Genomic DNA, 17517 nt, shown 5'->3' with positions numbered 1-17517 from the left:
TTGATCACTCAGTTAAGCTACACTAAAGTAAGACCGAATCATGCCATTAACAGGAGAATTATCTTGCTAGACGAGAAAGCCAAAAAAACCATCCTTCGCAAAATTCCTCATGGACTTTACATTTGTGGGGTGAAAGATGGTGAGGAAATCAACGGTTTTACTGCAAGTTGGGTAATGCAAACCTCTTTCCAACCCCCTTTAATTATTAATTGTGTTCGCCAAGACTCTGGTTCTCATGCCATGGTTAAAAAGAGTGGAGTTTTTGCACTGAGTTTTCTCGATAGTAGCCAAAAAGACTTAGCTGCACAATTTTTCAAACCGCAACGGCGAGTGGGAAATAAACTGGCTGATGTGGAGTTTTATCCAGGAGAAGAAACGGGTTGTCCCATTATTAAAGATACCCTTGGCTATGTGGAATGTCAGGTGGTGGATGCTATAGAAAAAGGCGACCACACCATCTTTGTCGGGGAAGTCATTGGGGCTGGTGTTCATCGAGAGGGAGAAGGACTTTTATTAGAAAGCACAGGCTGGCAATATGGAGGGTGAACTCTTAACGGGGAGGATTAATTATGCCTTTAATTAACGTTCATACTTCTGTGGCTAAGCCTGATTCAACTCAAGTGGATGGTTTACTCAAAACCTTATCCAGTAAATTATCCAAGCATCTAGGAAAGCCAGAATCTTTTGTGATGACTGCTTTTCAGCCAGAAATTGCCATGACATTTTCGGGTACAACTGATCCAGTTTGCTACATCGAGATCAAAAATGTTGGCAGTATTAGTGCTGATAAAACCAGTGCCATGACTCAGGACTTTTGTCAAGAAGTTGAGAATCATTTAGGAGTTCCCGCCAATCGCACTTATATTGAATTTGCAGAAGCAAAAGGTTCGATGTGGGGTTGGAATGGCTCAACATTAGGCTAAAATAATTCTGATTTATCTTCGTCGGTGATGTTATACCACTTTTAACAAAGAAGGACTACATTGTACGGTGGGCAATGCCCACCCGACGACTCGTTTTTAAGGCAGGGCTGTTTCATTTTTCCCCTTAAATTGACAGGACAAGTCCTGCAAGCGTTTTGAGGGCAATCGATGCTTTTTTCTTACATCTCTCCCATCTCCACATAAATAACACAAAAAAAATAAAAATGTATCTCGCAAGTCCAAGAATTGCTATATTTAATGTAATGATTCAGGAAAGATTATGGGGAAAAAGAATTAATTTACTACTGCTTTTAAGTGGAACAGTTAGTCTTTTTTTGAATTTATGTTGTGTCAATCAAGCAAGTGCCAATCCGACATTAGCAGAAGAGTTAGATTTAGATCCGACTTTAATTGAAAATAGTCCTGTTTTGCAACGTTGGGGACAAGAAATTCCTGATTTGTCCGCAGAAATGTCCTCTGATCCGAGCTTTGATACGCGCTTTCAAGTTGGCTATGTGCAATACCCGTCTGGTGATCAGATTAGTGGTTGGATAATTGGTGTTGAAGATATTTTCTTAGGCAGAAATGGGGTCACGGTAAGTGTTGGTTATAGCGAAAGTTTTAATCACGATCGCGCTCATTTTAAGAGTGATTTTTCTTACTCCTTATTGCCCCTGGGCAATTATTTTAATGTTGCTCCCGTCATGGGTTATCATGCTCTAGAAACAGAAGACTATCAGGAAGATGGACTGAACTTAGGGTTACAAGTTCGTTTAATTTTATCTCGTACTGGTGCAGCAGACATTCGCCTCACCCAAAGTTTTATTTCTCCAACCACAGAAACTGAAGTGGGTTTAACTAATCTCGCGATCGGTTATAGCCTGACGAAACAGCTTCGGTTGAATGTGGAAATTGAAAAACAAAACGCCCGTCAAGCTAAAGAGAGTCGAGTCGGAATTTTAACCCAATGGCAATTTCCTTAAAAAGACTTTCTATATGGGAGAACGTCAAGTTATGATTAATTGTATAACTTGGGGTACGGAGTTTCTCAATCAAAGTAAACCAGCACTACTATAAAGTTATTTTCGCTTAGGGAGCCTGTTTGTTTCATGTCGATTTATCTCTCGTCCTGAGAAGACTCCCGATATAGCGTTAGCTTATCGGGCAGATGAATCAGGACATTAGTTGTCATTCTTACAAGTTTCTGCTACACTAATTTTGTGCTTGTAAGTTTTGCATAAAATGTTTGTCCTAGAATTCAAAGCCAAAGGGAAGAAATCTCAATATAGAGCTATGGATGAAGCAATTCGTACAGTTCAATTCATCCGTAATAAATCAGTTCGATATTGGGAAGACAACGAGGGAGTTAATAAATATGATTTGAATAAAAATTGTGCGAAACTCGCCAAAGAATTTCCTTTTGCTAATAAACTAAACTCTAGCGCAAGACAAAGTGCTGCTGAAAGAGCATGGGCTTCCATCAGTCGTTTTTACAGCAATTGTAAGAAAAAAATTTCTGGTAAAAAAGGATATCCTCAATATCAAAAGAATAATCGTTCTGTTGAATATAAAAAATCTGGGTGGAAACTTGATTGTAATACTAGAAAGCATATTACATTCACTGATAAAAATAAGATTGGTAGAATTAAACTAATTGGAACTAGAGATTTACATTTCTATTCTCCTGACGAGATTCAAAGAGTTAGGATTGTCAAACGTACTGATGGGTACTACGTTCAATTTTTAATTAATATTGATGTCAAAGAAAACATTACTCCATCGGGTAACACAATTGGGTTAGACGTTGGGATTGAAAGTTTCTATACCGACAGCAATGGATATAAAGAACCTAATTTGAATTTTCTTAGAAAGGGAGAAGAAAAACTCAAAAAGTTACAACGTTCTCTTTCTAAAAAACAGAAAGGCTCTAATAATCGAAAAAAAGCTAGACAAAAATTGGCTAAACATCATTTGAAAATAAGTAGGCAACGTAAAGAACACGCATTGAGAATTGCGCGTTGCGTCTGTCAATCTAACGATTTGATTGCCTACGAGAATCTTCAAATTCAAAATTTAGTCAAAAATCATAATTTAGCTAAATCAATCAATGATGTTGCTTGGTATCAATTTAGAGTTTGGTTAGAATATTTTGCACAAAAGTTTGGGAAAATAACAATTCCTGTGAATCCTAAATATACCAGTCAAAAATGTTCTAATTGTGGCTCAATTGTTAAAAAGTCTCTATCGACAAGAACCCACAAATGTAAATGCGGAAGTTGTTTAGACAGAGACGAAAACGCAGCCATCAATATTTTGAATGACGGACTCCGTACCTTCGGGCAGAGGGAAACGGCTAACCTTGAGGCGCGAAAACGCTTTCGGAGATTTGACCGCTACTTTGGTTGAAGCAATTCAGTCAAAGCAAGTCGAATCGTAGAAGAAAGAATCTCCCGTTATAGCCCGAAGGGTTTAGCGGGAGAGTGTCAAGTTGGTAACTTGCCTTACGAAGTGACAGAGCAAGAAGTTAATGAAGTCTTTTCCGAATACGGTACAGTTAAGCGTGTGACCATCCCAGTGGATCGGGAAACTGGAAAAGTTCGCGGTTTTGGTTTCGTAGAAATGGAAACTGAATCTGATGAAGCCCCAGCGATTGAAGCCCTCGATGGTGCAGAATGGATGGGTCGCCAGTTGCGAGTGAATAAGGCTCGCCCACGCCAAGAAAATAATAATCGCAATCGAGGGGGAAGAAGTCGAGAAAACCGATTTTAAACCTCGGGAGGAATTTTCAAAGCCCAGAATCTCCTGCATACAAGTTCTATGCTAGGATCGGAACGAAAGCTGAAGTATTGCTTAGATATCAGCGTGGGATTTTGTAGAATATTCAAGTGTCTTCATCGACAAATTCTATAAGCACAACCGAATCGTTTGTGCTTGAAGTTGATGGAGAATTTTATATGGATCAGACTGTTTAATATAAAGGAGGATAGCATCTATGACCCAAGTGACCGTTGGTCAAAATGAAAATATAGAATCGGCATTACGTCGTTTTAAGCGTCAAGTCTCGAAAGCAGGGATTTTTGCCGATATTAAACGCACTCGCTTCCACGAAACCCCCATTGAGAAAAAGAAACGGAAAGAAGTAGCGCGACGGAAAAAACGTTTTCGCGCTTAACTTGGCGAGTCGTCATGATGATTTCCCCCGCTTGGTGGCGGGGATATTTATTGGTTTAAGGGATGAGTGAATTATTGTTAGAGTCGTTTTCTCCACTGTGCGCGATCGCGCCTACGCCCAACGCTGTCCGAACCTTACAACCGTTGTGTCAGCAACAGGGAATCACTTTATTTGTGCCCAGTGATTTAGACACAGATGCTTCGGAGGCTGTTTCATATAGTGATCAACTTAGTGTTCATCTAGCTAAGATTTGGTCACAGTATCGAGGAATCATTTTTGTGATGGCAACAGGAGCGGTTGTCCGCTTGCTTTCACCCTTGTTAAGTGATAAAGCCAGTGATCCCGCAATTTTGGTCATGGATGAAGCAGGAGAGAATATAATTAGTCTCTGTGGGGGTCATCAAGGAGGTGGTGAATCCTTAACTCGTTTGGTGGCGCAACAGTTAGGGGGAAACGCAGTTTTAACGGGGGCTTCCGCCAGTCTGGGATTGCCTGGAATTGATGTTTTAGGTCAGCCGTTTGGTTGGCGTAGAGGAAAGGGCGATTGGACAGCAGTCAGTCGCGCGATCGCGCATCAAAAACCTGTACAAGTCCTGCAAAGCGTCGGTTCTCCCCTCTGGCAAACTCATCTTCCTGCTAATCATACCTTTCAGTTTCGGGAAGAAGTGAGTAATCCTCCAGCCAAAGTGGTGATTAGCGATCAAAATGTTGCCTCAGACCCAGAAATTCCGCAAGTGGTCTGGCATCCGCGAGTTTTGTGGGTGGGGATCGGGTGCGAACGAGGCACGCCACAGACAGTGATTGAACAAGCCTTACAAGCAGGGTTAGAAAAAGAAAATTTAGCTGCCAGCGCGATCGCGGGGTTAGCAACCATCGACTTAAAAGCAGACGAAACAGGGATTTTAGACTTAGCGACAGCCCACAACTATCCTCTCCAGATTTATACCGCAGAAACATTAAATCAGGTGAGTGTTCCCAATCCCTCCTCGGTGGTGGCAAAAGAAGTGGGAACTGCTAGTGTTGCCGAAGCCTCAGCATTGAAAGCAGCAAAGAGCAGTGACCTTTTAGTCTCCAAACAAATCTGGAAATCGGAACAAGGGGCGGTTACCATCGCGATCGCGCGATCGCCAAGAGAATATATTGGTAACAGTGGACAACTCGATCTCATTGGCACAGGTCCTGGCGATTTAAATCAAATTACCCCATTTGCCCGCACAGCGATTACAAAAGCGGATGTGGTCATTGGTTACTCCCTCTATTTAGATTTGATTCAACCCTTATTACGCCCTGGGCAAATCGTTGAAAACTATGCCATTACTGAAGAGAAAAAACGCGCAGAAAGAGCAATCGACCTTGCCAACTGGGGATTGAAAGTTGCTGTGGTCTCCTCAGGGGATATTGGGATTTATGCCATGGGGGGATTAGTTTTTGAAGAACTGGCAAATCAAGGCTGGGATGGGAAACAGCCTCAAGTTGCCGTTTGTCCTGGCATTACCGCCATGCAAGCTGCTGCTGCAAGGGTTGGCGCACCCCTGATGCACGATTTTTGTGCGATTAGCCTTAGTGATTTGTTGACACCTTGGGAAATGATTGAGAAACGATTAACCGCAGCTGCCCAAGGAGACTTTATCACTGCTTTATATAATCCGCGATCGCGCACTCGTACCGAACATATTAAAGTGGCGCAAAGCATCTTCAGTCAATCTCGTCCCCCTGAAACCCCAGTCGCCTTAGTCCGTTCCGTTTCTCGATCCGATGAACAGGTCACCCTAACCACCTTACAAGAAATGCTCAACCATCCCATTGATATGCTAACTGTGGTTATTATCGGCAATCGCACCACCCGAAACTATCAAGGTTGGATGATTACTCCACGAGGGTACTATTCTTTCTGATCGGAGAGCGGTTCAGGTCTTCAGACCACAGTTCGGGAGCGCGATTAATGAAATCAGTCATTAACTGTTTGCACTCCCCGAGATCAAGGTCGTTGACTAATGTTCAAAGATGTTTTCAAACTGCTGGAGATCTAACTGTACAAAAGTCGGAAGACACTGAAAACACTCTTGAGTTAACTCCCATCGTTCTTCTCGTTCCAGCATCGTCTGCAACTTCTGTTTCATGCTAATCAAATAACGCACATCATTGGCTGCATAACTCAACTGTTCAGGAGATAAGTTCCCAACATTGCCCCAATCTGAGCTTTGAGAGCGTTTATCAAGTTCTACTTGCTCTAGTTCCTGCACTAAACTTTTTAAGCCATGACTAGATGTATAAGTTCGCGCCATTTTACTGGCGATTTTCGTACAAAAAATCGGAGCAGTCATCACTCCAAAAGTATGGTAAATCTGAGCAACGTCAAAGCGAGCAAAGTGAAAGACTTTCTGCACATTGGGAGCAACCATCAATTGTGAGAGATTTTCAGCTTGTCGTTGTCCTTTTCCGATGCGAATCATTGTAACATTATCTTCGGCATCACACAGTTGAACCAGACAAAGCCGATCGCGCATCGGGTTTAAACCCATGGTTTCGGTATCCACTCCCACTGCTGGCGTTGATAAATACTGTTGTAATAATTCAGGGGACAAGTCCTGATCACAAACTTGAAATTTTGATAAGTTCATTCGTTCTTTGTTATTGATTCTTTGATCACTGATCACTGGTAACTGCTCACGATTCACTGTGTTCTTCTAAATACTTGGCGACGGTTTGCACATCTTTATCACCGCGTCCTGAGCAGTTAATCACAATCTTAGGCGATCCAGAAAGTTGGGGACATAAGGTTTCTAAGTAGGCAAAGGCGTGAGCCGTTTCTAAAGCGGGAATAATGCCTTCTAAACGAGACATCCGTTGAAAGGCTTCTACTGCTTCTGCATCAGTGACACTGTAATATTCAGCGCGACCGCTATCTTTGAGATAACTATGTTCGGGTCCAACTCCTGGATAGTCTAAGCCTGCACTAATGGAATGAGCTTCTGTCACTTGTCCCTCTTCATCTTGTAGAAGATAACTCATCGCCCCATGAAGGACTCCTGGTTGTCCACGGGTGAGGGTTGCTGCATGATGAGCCGAGTTGATTCCTTCTCCCCCTGCTTCCACACCAATCAGACGCACTGAAGACTCAGAAACAAAATCGGAGAAGAGTCCCATGGCATTCGATCCGCCACCAATACAGGCTAAGAGAATATCTGGGAGTCCGCCCCATTTTTCCTGACATTGACGACGAGTTTCTTCTCCAATGATGGCGTGAAAGTCACGGACGATCATCGGGTAGGGATGGGGGCCAGCGACCGAACCGAGGATGTAGTGGGTATTTTCTACGTTGGTTACCCAATCGCGGATGGCTTGTGATGTCGCATCTTTCAGCGTTCCATTCCCTGCTGCGACTGGTTCGACTTTTGCTCCCATTAAGCGCATCCGAAAGACATTGAGGGCTTGACGTTCCATATCTTGAACCCCCATATAAATCACACAATCTAAGCCAAAACGAGCGCAAACGGTTGCTGTGGCAACGCCATGTTGACCCGCTCCAGTTTCAGCAATGATGCGCTGTTTGCCCATTTTTCGAGCTAAAAGCACTTGCGCGATCGCGTTGTTAATTTTGTGCGCTCCTGTATGGTTTAAATCTTCTCGCTTCAGATAGATTTGTGGCGTTACACCATGAGGTTGAGCGTAGTATTCACTGAGACGTTCGGCAAAATAGAGGGGGCTAGGTCGTCCCACATAATCTTGCAACAATTGGGTTAATTGCTGATTAAAATCTGGATCGCGACAAATTTGATGATAGGCTGTTTCCAGTTCACTGAGGGCCCAAATGAGGGTTTCGGGAACATATTTCCCGCCAAACTGACCAAAACGCCCTTTCGCATCAGGATATTGGGATGGAGACGATGGAGAAACCGATGATACTGTCACTTGGCTTTCTTTATGTACAAAACGGCAAACAGTCTCTATTTTAATATGAAGCCTTTCGCGATCAACAAACTGCGAGGTTTCTAATGTACAACTATGCGCAAGCCGACTTCGTTGGTTCACGGATCAAATCTTATTCTAAGATAGAGTTTGAAAAATAGTGTGCTGAATCGGGGGATTAATCATGGGAATCATCCCTAGACCTAGCAGCAAAGATAAAGAAACTATAAAATAAAAATCGGTTGATCGATCTCCTCCTCCTCTAAACTTTCATTCAGAAACGAACTCTCATTTCATCATGCTCAATCATTCGACAAAGACTGCCTTTAAATTCATTCGTCCTGATCTTGCAGAATTGCTTGCTTACTCTTCTCATGGAGAAGATGTGACAATGCCCTCCGAGGTGGATAAACTAGATACAAATGAGAGTCCTTATGATCTTCCTGAAGCCGAAAAAGAGCAGTTAGCGCGACAATATCAAACCATTATTGAGAGTAATCGTTACCCCGATGGCAGTCATGAGGAATTAAAAAGCGCGATCGCGCAGTATGTCAATGAAAATAGCTCGTTTCCATTCGATCCTAGTTATATTTCTGTGGGGAACGGATCAGATGAGTTGATTCGTTCGCTTCTGATCGCCACCTGTGTCGGAACCAACGCCTCAATTCTGGTTTCTGAACCCACCTTCTCCATGTATAAAATTCTGGCGCAAACCCTAGGGATCACCGCCATTTCTATTCCTAGAGAAGAAACCCACTTTACCATCAAACGAGGACAAGCCGATCACGCGATCGCGCAAGCAGGTGCAATTGGACAAGGTGTTAAAGTGATTTTTGTCGTCCATCCCAACTCCCCCACGGGAAACTTACTCAGTGCTGCGGAAATTGAATGGCTCAAAAGCCTCCCAGAAGACATCTTAGTTGTTATTGACGAAGCCTACTTTGAATTTAGCGCTCAGACCTTAGTTTCCGAGCTTCCCGAACATCCCAATTGGGCGATTCTCCGCACCTTCTCCAAAGCCTTTCGCCTAGCAGCCCATCGGGTTGGTTACTGTATCGCCCATCCCCAACTCACCCAAGCCCTAGAAAAAATTCGTCTCCCCTATAATCTACCCAGTTTTTCCCAAGCAGCAGCTTTAGTCGCCCTCCAAAACCGAGAACAGTTACTGTCAACCCTCGCGGAAACCCAACAAGAACGAGACAAACTCTATCACTTTCTCTCCGCCGATTCCCGTCTTCAAGTGTGGGAAAGTGATGCGAACTTTATTTATTTGCGTCTCAATCTTGCTTCGCGAGAGGAACAACATCAGCAACAGCAACAACTGGTCAAAACCTTACACCAGCAAGGAACATTAGTGCGTCATACCGCCAATGGAATCCGCATTAGTATTGGGACTCCTTCAGAAAATGAGCGCACTCAAAGCCATTTAGCAGCGTATCTGGACAAAAATTTTTAGATGGGGTTGTCACTTTTTGAATCTTATGTTTATAATAAGAAATTGCGACGCGGGATAGAGCAGTCTGGTAGCTCGTCGGGCTCATAACCCGAAGGTCGGTGGTTCAAATCCGCCTCCCGCTATCAATCAATTGCTGACCCTCCACTTTGTTGTTGGAGGGCTACTTTTTTATCTGGTCACTGGTCACTGGTCACGGATTACGCTTGTAGCGCGATCATGTTGATCTAACATCTGAGTTGCAGCGTGGGCGGTAACGGGAGGGGAATAAAAATAGCCCTGTCCTAAAAGACATCCTAAGTTCAATAACGTATCTCGTTGCTGTTGGGTTTCAATTCCTTCGGAAAGAGTGTTTACTCCTAAACTATGGGCTAAGTTGAGAATGGTTTGAACCAGTGCTTTTCCAGAATGACCTTGATCTAATTGTTGGACAAATACCCGATCAACTTTAATCGTACTTAAAGGCAATTGATGTAAACGACTTAAAGAGGATTCTCCTGTCCCAAAATCATCAATGCTAATTTGTATTCCTAGGGCTTGTAATTGCTGGAAGATGTCGAGGCGAGTGTTATCGAGAAAGGCGGTTTCTGTGAGTTCTAAGCGAATACAATGGGGAGCAATGCCTTCTTCCTTTAAGGTGTCTGCAATTTGTTCCACTAAGTTGGGTTGCAGTAATTCCACAGGGGATAAATTTACGCTAATTACTAAATCTTTTGCAGTAGAAAATTGATTTTGCCATTGACGAAGCTGACGACAACTTTGTTTTAAAACCCAAGCATCGAGTTCTTTAATCACCCCTGTTTGTTCTGCAATGGGAATAAAATCGGCGGGTGAAATTGCTCCTCGTTGGGGATGAATCCATCGCAAAAGCACTTCAAAGCCATAAAGTTGGTTGGTTTCTAGATACACTAAGTGTTGATAGCGGAGTTGAAATTCTTCGCGTTCAATTGCTCCCTCTAAATCATTTTCTAGTAATAAACAAGATAAAACTCGTTCTCTGATTTCAGGTTGGAAGAAAACATATCCTCTGCCCTTAGCTTTTGCTTCATACATTGCTGCATCAGCATCTCGTAACACTTCTTCTGGCGTTTGATAATATAAATCACCAACAGCAATCCCAATACTGACCCCAATAAAATAGCGATTTCCTTTTAAGAGAAAAGGGTCTTGGCAGGTATCAATTAATTTTTGTGCAATGTCGCTACAATCTTCTTGGCAATTAATATTAGTGGCGAGAAGAGCAAACTCATCTCCACCAAAACGAGCAATGAGATAATGATCGCTAACGGCACTCTTGAAACGATCAGCGACTTGTTTGAGGAGTTCATCTCCTGTAATATGTCCGAGGCTATCATTAATGATTTTGAAGCGATCTAAGTCAATGAAAAAGACAGCATAACAACTTTCGGTGAAGCCTTTTTCGTAAGCATAGATTGCCCCTTCTAACCGTTGCACAAACCAAGTACGGTTCGAGAGTTGGGTTAGCCCATCATGAAAGGCTTGGTAGTAGAGTTGATCTTCTGCTTCCTTACGGGCGGTAATATCTTCGATTACCCCTTCAAAGAAAAGAAAATGACCTGCTTTGTCATAGACCGCGTGTTGGGTTACAGAAATCCAGATTTTTGTTCCGTCTTTACGGTAAACTTGCGATTCAAAGTTTTTGACTGTGCAATATTTTAAGGTGATTTGAGATAATTTATGACAACGTTGCGGATCAACATAGAGTTCCTCTGCTAAGTTGGTAATGTTTTTGATGAGATCTTCTGGTGAGTCATAACCGTAAAGCTGGGCTAAAAAAGGATTTACATTGAGATATTGACCCTCAAGGGTGACTTGAAAAATGCCTTGGGTGATATTTTCAAAGATGCTGCGATATTTCTTTTCACTTTCTCGCCAAGCCTGTTCTACAGCAGCGCGATCGCTGATATCCCGACCGACACAAATGATTTTATCTTCATCAACCAGAGTGAGGGAGATTTCTTGAGGAAACATTGTCCCATCTTTTCGTTGCCCGATCGCGCTTCCTCGCCAATACCCCTGTTGTTGTAACATTGGCATCATCACTTGTTCCAGACGGGCTGCTTCTTCGGGGGAATAAAGAATTCGCCAACTGCACCCCACTAACTCATCAGGGGAATCATAGCCAAATATCTCCGCATGAGCTTGATTGAGATAGCAAAAACAATCATTTTCCACTATTCCAATCCCATCTACCGCAGCTTCCACTAATGCCAGTTTTTGATCCCTTTCCTTCGTCACTTGATCTTGAGTAATGGCTAACCCAGCTAAGTGAGTGATCATTTGTGTTACATCTAAATCGTGGGGGGTTGGTTTTTCGATCTTTTGAGAGTAACAGCAAAATGTTCCCAGTAACGCCCTATTTTCCCCGAAAATCGGATAAGACCATGCTGCTTTTAAGTGAAACCTCAGTGCTAAATCTCGAAACTCTTCCCAGAGGGGATCGGTGGCGATATTACTGACAATCACGGGTTTTCTGAGATAAGCTGCTGTCCCACAACAACCTACTTTTGGGCCTATAGGTAAGCCTTCTAAGGCTTGGAGATATTCCACAGGAAGATTAATCGCTTCCCCTGACCCTAAACAATGGCGTTTGGGATCGTAGAGTAAAAATGAGCCAATGCGGTTGGGAATCAGGGTTTCTAGGGTGCGAATGAGTTGCCTTAAAATCTGGGAAAGGGGCTGATGCGTGGCAATCGCTTCGAGAATCCCTGTCTGTTCTTTCAGTTGTCGTTGATTCCAGGCGCGATCGCTGATATTTCCTACTCCTGCAACGGCATCACAATCATTGCTGGCTTCATTCAACAAGGGCGTTGCTTCAACTAAAACCGTAAAATCATATCCCTCTAAGTAGATTCTGGAACAAAGACTGTCAAACCTTAATCGCTTCTCAGAGTGAGTCATTGTCCAAGTGACCCTATTTCTTGCTTCACTCAGTAATTGTCTTTGATTGGCGATCAGGTTAGTAGCTTCAATTTGCACAGAGTCGCCATTCCCTTCATTAATCGCTTTTACAGACGAAACTTCCCAACTCTCGCGTGCTGCTGAATTTGCCCAGAGGATTTGATTTTGCTGCACGTCATAAATCCAGATTGGTGAGCTTAAATGCTCAAACACCTGCAAATCAGCAAATCTTAACAATTGGCTCTCAGAATCGGAAATTTGTGTCATAACTGCGCCCTTGGCTGCTTAGAAGTCTCATCAAACTAGAATTGTGCCAACAAGCCTCTTAACTGCTGATATGTTTACGGAGAACATATAAAACTTGTATGATCAATCAATTGTTATAAAAAATTTAAATAACAAGGTATTTCTCATTTTAGATCAAATCTTAAAAAAAGATTATAGTAATTCTCAGTAGGGTAGCAGTTGCAGTCAGTTTAAGTGAATGAATGATTTTGAATACAGATCACAAATAAATACCCCCTTGTTAGATGCACTGAGGGGAAGTAGCAACCGCCCTCATGCGCCATTTTATGTCCCTGGACATAAACGAGGAAAAGGGATCTCGTCTCGATTATTAGCCTTATTTGGAGAGGATGTCTTTCGTTACGATTTACCAGAATTGCCTGAGTTTGGAAACCTGTTTCCGCCAGAAGGCGTAATGAAACAAGCGCAAGGGTTAGCTGCTGAGGCCTTTGGAGCGGATCAAACTTGGTTTTTAGCCAATGGTTCCACTTCTGGGGTGATGGCTGCAATTTTAGCGACTTGTGGCGAGGGTGAGAAAATTATTTTGCCTCGCACGGTTCATCAAAGCGCGATCGCGGGACTAATTTTATCAGGAGCAATTCCGATTTTTATCAATCCCGTGTATGATTCCAGCTTCGATTTACCCTACAACCTCACACCAACCGCTTTCCACAGCGCGATCGCGCAACATCCTGACAGCAAAGCTATCCTCATCACTTCTCCCACCTATCAAGGGGTTTGCGCCGACATTGAAACCATAGCTCAAATTGCTCATTCGCATCAGATTCCTCTCCTTGTGGATGCTGCACACGGGGCGCATTTTGGGTTTCATCCCCAGTTTCCGAAATCTCCTCTCACTCTGGGTGCAGATGTGGTGATCCAGTCACTACACAAAACCTTAGGCGCACTCACTCAGGCTTCTCTCCTCCATCAGAAAGGACAACGAGTTAGTGCAACTGCTCTCACCTCTGCATTACAGTGTTTACAATCTAGTAGTCCTAGTCATTTACTGTTAGCCTCCCTCGATGCAGCGCGTCAACAAGTCGCCACCGCAGGGGAAAAATTATTAGGACAGGCTTTAGCCTTAGCCCAACAAGCCACTGAGAAAATCAAAACTATTCCTGAAATCACTGTTTTTTCTCCTGCTACCCCCCAACTGGGCTGTCAAGCAATCGACCCCACCCGCCTGAGTGTCGATGTCTCTGCTTTGGGGTTGACTGGCTTTGCAGCAGACGAAATCTTACATGAACAATTCGCTGTCACCGCAGAGTTACCCACCGCAAAAACCTTGACCTTTGTGGTTACTTTTGGCAATACTGAAGCTGACATAGAAGCTCTCGTCAAGGGGTTGAGGGCATTAAAAGAGAAGAAAACAGCAGAAGAAATCAGCAAGATGAAACTCTCTGCTTTGCCCCCCCTTGCGCCTTGTATTTCTCCTCGTCAAGCCTTCTTTAGCGAAAAGAAGACCCTACCTGTATCATCTACTATTGGTCAAATCAGTGCAGAATTCGTTTGTCCTTATCCTCCAGGAATCCCCGTTTTAATGCCTGGAGAAACGATTACAGCAGAAGCCCTCACTTACTTACAACAGGTGCTGGCGTTGGGTAGCAACGTCAGTCTTACGGGATGTCGTGATTCTAGTTTGGAGACCTTAGAAGTGATCAGCGTTTGAGCCGATTTCTGCATATTGTTCAACTAGAGACTCAATGGTATGGAGTAACTGAGCTTGATTCCATCCTAAATATAAATGAGCCGCGATCGCGCAGCCTCCTGCAGCCACCCCTTCTTTCACATAACCGTCTTCATAGGCATTCAACTGCGGATAACGAGATTCGGCAAAACTTAAACCAGTCGCCAATAAAGGAACATCCTCTAAGGTATTAGCTAAGCCCACCGTATCGCCAGTTAAATCTTCTGTCACCCAACGGGTTGTTCCCACCGCCACCTGTTCTAACTTACCGCGACTGCCTTCACGCAGCAAACGTTGCATCAGCGCATAAATCGCCAGCATTTGCGTTCCCCCAGCCAGTAACACCCCCACTTCCCGACTCGCTGAAAGAGCCATTCCCGCAACCACTGCTTGCATCGGATCACCGACGGCAGCAACGACACCAAAGGGATCAACTGGCGTTTGCTGAAAATACCAATCGGTTCGCCCTAACCCCGCTTGCACAATTTCCCATTTTTGGCGATGATTACAATGTGGGTGACTACTGTTGACCTTGTTGGCAGCAGCAATTCTCAGTCCCGTGAGTAATCCCAGGGCCGTTGTTGTGCCACCGACCACGCATTCCCCAATGATTAAATAACTGTCTTTGACGGTCTTGGCAAGGACTTCTCCCCATTGCCATCCTTGGGCAAATAACGCCTCCACTTTTGATCGCGGTAACGCCTGACCTGTAGAAACGCATTGCGCGGGGATTCCCCCTAAATCAATATGAGGGACGGCTGGCGGTTTTGGTAAACCCGCATTAAAGAGATAAACGGGTAAGTCTAAGGCTTCTACAAAAGCACGGGAAATCAAGGTTGGCGATGCACCGACAGTGAGGGGAGGTAAGGGATGTTTCGGGTGCGGTTGGATGCCATTGACTAAACATTCTCCATCCGCGATCGCGGTATAACGACGATCATCAGGCGTTGCTCCTGCTGCAGAGATTTCAGGCAATAAACCCGTTTCCGTAAAGCCTAACACACAAGCTAAGGCAGGACGTTTTCCGCGATATTGATTGAGCCAACGATTACCTTGCTGAATTTGAGTATAAATTGGAATCATCTTTGTTTGATACTGTATGATTGAGTTCTCCATGTTTTGAAAAACATAGATTCCAAACGTTGCTACGAAGCGAGATTAAATCTCACTTCTCCGCGTTTACGGTATGATTTCTTCAGCAAACTGAAAACATCATACCGCTTGGGCAGACTCAAGACTGCCCGACATACCTCGGTTAGACCTAAGCCTAACTGTGTACTTACCTTTCTTAGGATATTAGCTGCACCGTTACAATCAGCATTAATTAACTTACCCTTACGAGTTTGATATAGCCCTCTTTTAACTCTTTTTCCTGATTCTTTCCAGTTGGCAGGTTTCTCGCCGCCGAACACTGGCAAGTAATCATTATCTAAAAATGAGCTACAAGAGGTGTAACTTTCCTCGGTTTCAGTAAACTTAATTCCCACTAATTCTGCCAACTCTTTAATTTGATTCTTGAGCCTAGCTGTGGGTATCTGTACGAAGTTTTGGTTATTTTTTGAACCCAGATTGCAATTTGTTTTCACTCCTTGTCCCCAACCGAAAACAATGTTACCGATACGATGATTAAGACAATAATTAATGATAAACCGTGCTGTCTTATTCACAGCATCACGCATAAAACATGATCGTTTATGGGTTAACTCACCCAAGTATTCATCACAATAAAAATCCGACTTCCCTTGTTTGTATTTAGCAACTGTTTTGTTGTATTTAGCATTTACACCCTTAATTTTATGTCCGTCAACAATGAAACTTTTTCCGAGAGTGGAGACACAAGTTAGCAGATTATTTACTCCTGGATCACATCCCAAAGCCTGAGAATAATCTAAATCGGTCGCCACTTTTTCTTCCACCTTGTAAACAAGTTCCGCCCAAAGTTTTCCATGCTGAGGAAGGATTCTGATTTCTGCGACATTGGTATCGCCAATATAATTGACTGAGGGAATTGAAAACTCCTCTTTTTCTTTTACCCAATGTTCTTTAATCATTTTACTCATTGGCAAAAACCAAGAACCATTTTCGTGATTAAAACGAAGAGATTGGCGTGGAAAAGTAAAATCACATAACCCTCCCTTTGTTCTATAATTTGGGAGTTTTGGTTTCTGGTCAATTTCTCCGTTGAACCACATTTCCAACAGTTCGTTATAAGACTTAAACGCCTCCTCGACTGATTTTAAGACTTGTTGACCTTGCTGTGCGCCTAGCCATTGATAATGCTGGTTTTCCTTAAAGTCTTTACCAAGTTGAGGATAACTAACTTTTACTTTTTTGTCCCTGAATTGACGACGAAAGCAGTCATTTTTATCAAAAAATTCTCGGACTCCACAAGTAGCAAAGTGGTTTTGCCTAATTTGATAGACCGCTGTATTCCAAAGATTATTTGCTTCGTGGCACAGAAATACCAAAACATCTCTAGTTTGGTCACTGATATTTTTTGTGATGTTCAACTTAGTCGTTTGATATGACATGGGATTAGTTGTTACATTAAGTATATTGTACTTGTATTATCAACATACAGTCAAGGAAAAATCAGCCTGACGAATACAGAAGAAATCCACATTCAGTGACTCTCCTTAACTACCACTTTGTTTTCTGTCCAAAAAGAAGAAAAAAGGTTTTAGTTGGAGAAATTGAACACCGTCTCCAAGAAATTATATTTGGACTTTGTAAAGAGAATAATTGGAGGCTGATTGCTTGCGAAATTCTGCCAGACCATGTTCATCTTTTTTTGAATACCGATCCTACTTATGCCCCAAGTGTGGTGGTTAAAAAAATTAAAGGACGGGCTTCTCATCATTTGAGGAAGGAATTTCCCGAATTGAAAAAACTTCCCACTTTATGGACTCCCAGTTATTTTGTAAGTACAGCAGGAAATGTCAGTTCAGAAACAATTAAGAAGTATATTGAGAATCAAAGAGGAAAATGACACAAAGGACTAAAGTCCTTAGTCGTCATTCATGAGGGGCTGTGTGCGGAGGTTTCCTCCGCACCTTGAAAGCCCCGTCCATCCGTTCAAAACGGATGGATGAATGACTGTTTTCCTGTAGGGTTTGCCTTGCCCACCCTACCATTAGTGAGAGTTGATTATGGCTTTTCTCTT

The 17517-nt window shown here is 43.1% G+C and carries 15 protein-coding genes and 1 tRNA gene; 11 read left to right on the top strand and 5 right to left on the bottom strand.

Annotated features, from left to right (window positions below; all coding sequences use genetic code 11):
* Positions 1-63 precede the first annotated feature (63 nt).
* From PCC7418_RS12025 to cobJ, 7 genes are all read left to right on the top strand, one after another.
* Positions 64-546: a flavin reductase family protein gene (locus PCC7418_RS12025; protein ID WP_015226461.1), complete on the top strand. Its 483-nt coding sequence runs from the start codon at positions 64-66 to the stop codon at positions 544-546.
* A 23-nt stretch (positions 547-569) separates the two neighbouring features.
* A complete protein-coding gene (locus PCC7418_RS12020) occupies positions 570-923 on the top strand; it encodes a phenylpyruvate tautomerase MIF-related protein (protein ID WP_015226460.1) in 354 nt (117 codons plus the stop codon).
* A 224-nt stretch (positions 924-1147) separates the two neighbouring features.
* Positions 1148-1906, top strand: a complete 759-nt coding sequence (locus PCC7418_RS12015; RefSeq protein WP_216086639.1) for a hypothetical protein — start codon at positions 1148-1150, stop codon at positions 1904-1906.
* Positions 1907-2216: 310 nt separating this feature from the next.
* On the top strand, positions 2217-3329 hold the full coding sequence (locus PCC7418_RS12010) for an RNA-guided endonuclease InsQ/TnpB family protein (RefSeq protein ID WP_396275339.1): 1113 nt from the start codon (positions 2217-2219) through the stop codon (positions 3327-3329).
* 90 nt (positions 3330-3419) lie between these two features.
* The gene (locus PCC7418_RS12005; protein ID WP_015226457.1) at positions 3420-3692 is read left to right on the top strand and encodes an RNA-binding protein; all 273 of its coding nucleotides are present in this window, start codon (positions 3420-3422) and stop codon (positions 3690-3692) included.
* 223 nt (positions 3693-3915) lie between these two features.
* Positions 3916-4095 carry a 30S ribosomal protein S21 gene (gene rpsU, locus PCC7418_RS12000; protein ID WP_015226456.1) on the top strand — a complete coding sequence of 60 codons (180 nt, stop codon included), beginning with the start codon at positions 3916-3918 and terminating at the stop codon, positions 4093-4095.
* Positions 4096-4157: 62 nt separating this feature from the next.
* Positions 4158-5990: a precorrin-3B C(17)-methyltransferase gene (gene cobJ / locus PCC7418_RS11995; protein WP_015226455.1), complete on the top strand. Its 1833-nt coding sequence runs from the start codon at positions 4158-4160 to the stop codon at positions 5988-5990.
* A 96-nt stretch (positions 5991-6086) separates the two neighbouring features.
* Here the strand turns inward: cobJ and PCC7418_RS11990 are convergent, their stop codons facing one another.
* The gene (locus PCC7418_RS11990; protein WP_041596637.1) at positions 6087-6716 is read right to left on the bottom strand and encodes a ribonuclease H-like domain-containing protein; all 630 of its coding nucleotides are present in this window, start codon (positions 6714-6716) and stop codon (positions 6087-6089) included.
* Positions 6717-6762: 46 nt separating this feature from the next.
* Complete coding sequence (gene trpB / locus PCC7418_RS11985; protein WP_041596250.1) at positions 6763-8007, bottom strand: tryptophan synthase subunit beta; 1245 nt, start codon at positions 8005-8007, stop codon at positions 6763-6765.
* 295 nt (positions 8008-8302) lie between these two features.
* Between trpB and PCC7418_RS11980 the strand changes: the two genes are divergently transcribed.
* Both PCC7418_RS11980 and PCC7418_RS11975 read left to right on the top strand, forming a co-directional pair.
* Positions 8303-9460: a histidinol-phosphate transaminase gene (locus PCC7418_RS11980; protein WP_015226452.1), complete on the top strand. Its 1158-nt coding sequence runs from the start codon at positions 8303-8305 to the stop codon at positions 9458-9460.
* A gap of 48 nt (positions 9461-9508) precedes the next feature.
* Positions 9509-9582, top strand: a tRNA-Met gene (locus PCC7418_RS11975).
* A gap of 61 nt (positions 9583-9643) precedes the next feature.
* Here the strand turns inward: PCC7418_RS11975 and PCC7418_RS19435 are convergent.
* On the bottom strand, positions 9644-12646 hold the full coding sequence (locus tag PCC7418_RS19435) for an EAL domain-containing protein (RefSeq protein WP_015226451.1): 3003 nt from the start codon (positions 12644-12646) through the stop codon (positions 9644-9646).
* Positions 12647-12863: 217 nt separating this feature from the next.
* On the opposite strand from PCC7418_RS19435, the gene PCC7418_RS11965 reads away from it, so the two are divergent.
* Positions 12864-14336 carry an aminotransferase class I/II-fold pyridoxal phosphate-dependent enzyme gene (locus PCC7418_RS11965; protein WP_015226450.1) on the top strand — a complete coding sequence of 491 codons (1473 nt, stop codon included), beginning with the start codon at positions 12864-12866 and terminating at the stop codon, positions 14334-14336.
* Here PCC7418_RS11965 and cobT read toward each other — a convergent pair.
* Together cobT and PCC7418_RS11955 are read right to left on the bottom strand one after the other, a co-directional pair.
* A complete protein-coding gene (gene cobT / locus PCC7418_RS11960; protein WP_015226449.1) occupies positions 14316-15437 on the bottom strand; it encodes a nicotinate mononucleotide-dependent phosphoribosyltransferase CobT in 1122 nt (373 codons plus the stop codon). The genes PCC7418_RS11965 and cobT overlap by 21 nt on opposite strands.
* A 62-nt stretch (positions 15438-15499) precedes the next feature.
* Positions 15500-16885, bottom strand: a complete 1386-nt coding sequence (locus PCC7418_RS11955) for an RNA-guided endonuclease TnpB family protein (RefSeq protein ID WP_015226448.1) — start codon at positions 16883-16885, stop codon at positions 15500-15502.
* Between the two features lie 44 nt (positions 16886-16929).
* Between PCC7418_RS11955 and tnpA the strand changes: the two genes are divergently transcribed.
* Positions 16930-17343 carry an IS200/IS605 family transposase gene (tnpA, locus tag PCC7418_RS11950; RefSeq protein ID WP_041596249.1) on the top strand — a complete coding sequence of 138 codons (414 nt, stop codon included), beginning with the start codon at positions 16930-16932 and terminating at the stop codon, positions 17341-17343.
* Positions 17344-17517 lie beyond the last annotated feature (174 nt).

The sequence above is a fragment of the Halothece sp. PCC 7418 genome (genome assembly GCF_000317635.1).
In the GTDB taxonomy this organism is placed as follows: domain Bacteria; phylum Cyanobacteriota; class Cyanobacteriia; order Cyanobacteriales; family Rubidibacteraceae; genus Halothece.
The sequence above is the reverse complement of the archived record's forward strand: the minus strand, read 5'-3'. Positions and strand labels throughout refer to the sequence as shown.

Excerpts from the sequence above, each read along its gene's own strand:
- PCC7418_RS12020 (WP_015226460.1), top strand. The coding sequence starts at position 570 with ATGCCTTTAATTAACGTTCATACTTCTGTGGCTAAGCCTGATTCAACT.
- PCC7418_RS12015 (WP_216086639.1), top strand. The coding sequence starts at position 1,148 with ATGTATCTCGCAAGTCCAAGAATTGCTATATTTAATGTAATGATTCAG.
- PCC7418_RS12010 (WP_396275339.1), top strand. The coding sequence starts at position 2,217 with ATGGATGAAGCAATTCGTACAGTTCAATTCATCCGTAATAAATCAGTT.
- rpsU (WP_015226456.1), top strand. The coding sequence starts at position 3,916 with ATGACCCAAGTGACCGTTGGTCAAAATGAAAATATAGAATCGGCATTA.
- cobJ (WP_015226455.1), top strand. The coding sequence starts at position 4,158 with ATGAGTGAATTATTGTTAGAGTCGTTTTCTCCACTGTGCGCGATCGCG.
- PCC7418_RS11990 (WP_041596637.1), bottom strand. The coding sequence starts at position 6,716 with ATGAACTTATCAAAATTTCAAGTTTGTGATCAGGACTTGTCCCCTGAA.
- PCC7418_RS11980 (WP_015226452.1), top strand. The coding sequence starts at position 8,303 with ATGCTCAATCATTCGACAAAGACTGCCTTTAAATTCATTCGTCCTGAT.
- PCC7418_RS19435 (WP_015226451.1), bottom strand. The coding sequence starts at position 12,646 with ATGACACAAATTTCCGATTCTGAGAGCCAATTGTTAAGATTTGCTGAT.
- PCC7418_RS11965 (WP_015226450.1), top strand. The coding sequence starts at position 12,864 with ATGAATGATTTTGAATACAGATCACAAATAAATACCCCCTTGTTAGAT.
- cobT (WP_015226449.1), bottom strand. The coding sequence starts at position 15,437 with ATGATTCCAATTTATACTCAAATTCAGCAAGGTAATCGTTGGCTCAAT.
- PCC7418_RS11955 (WP_015226448.1), bottom strand. The coding sequence starts at position 16,885 with ATGTCATATCAAACGACTAAGTTGAACATCACAAAAAATATCAGTGAC.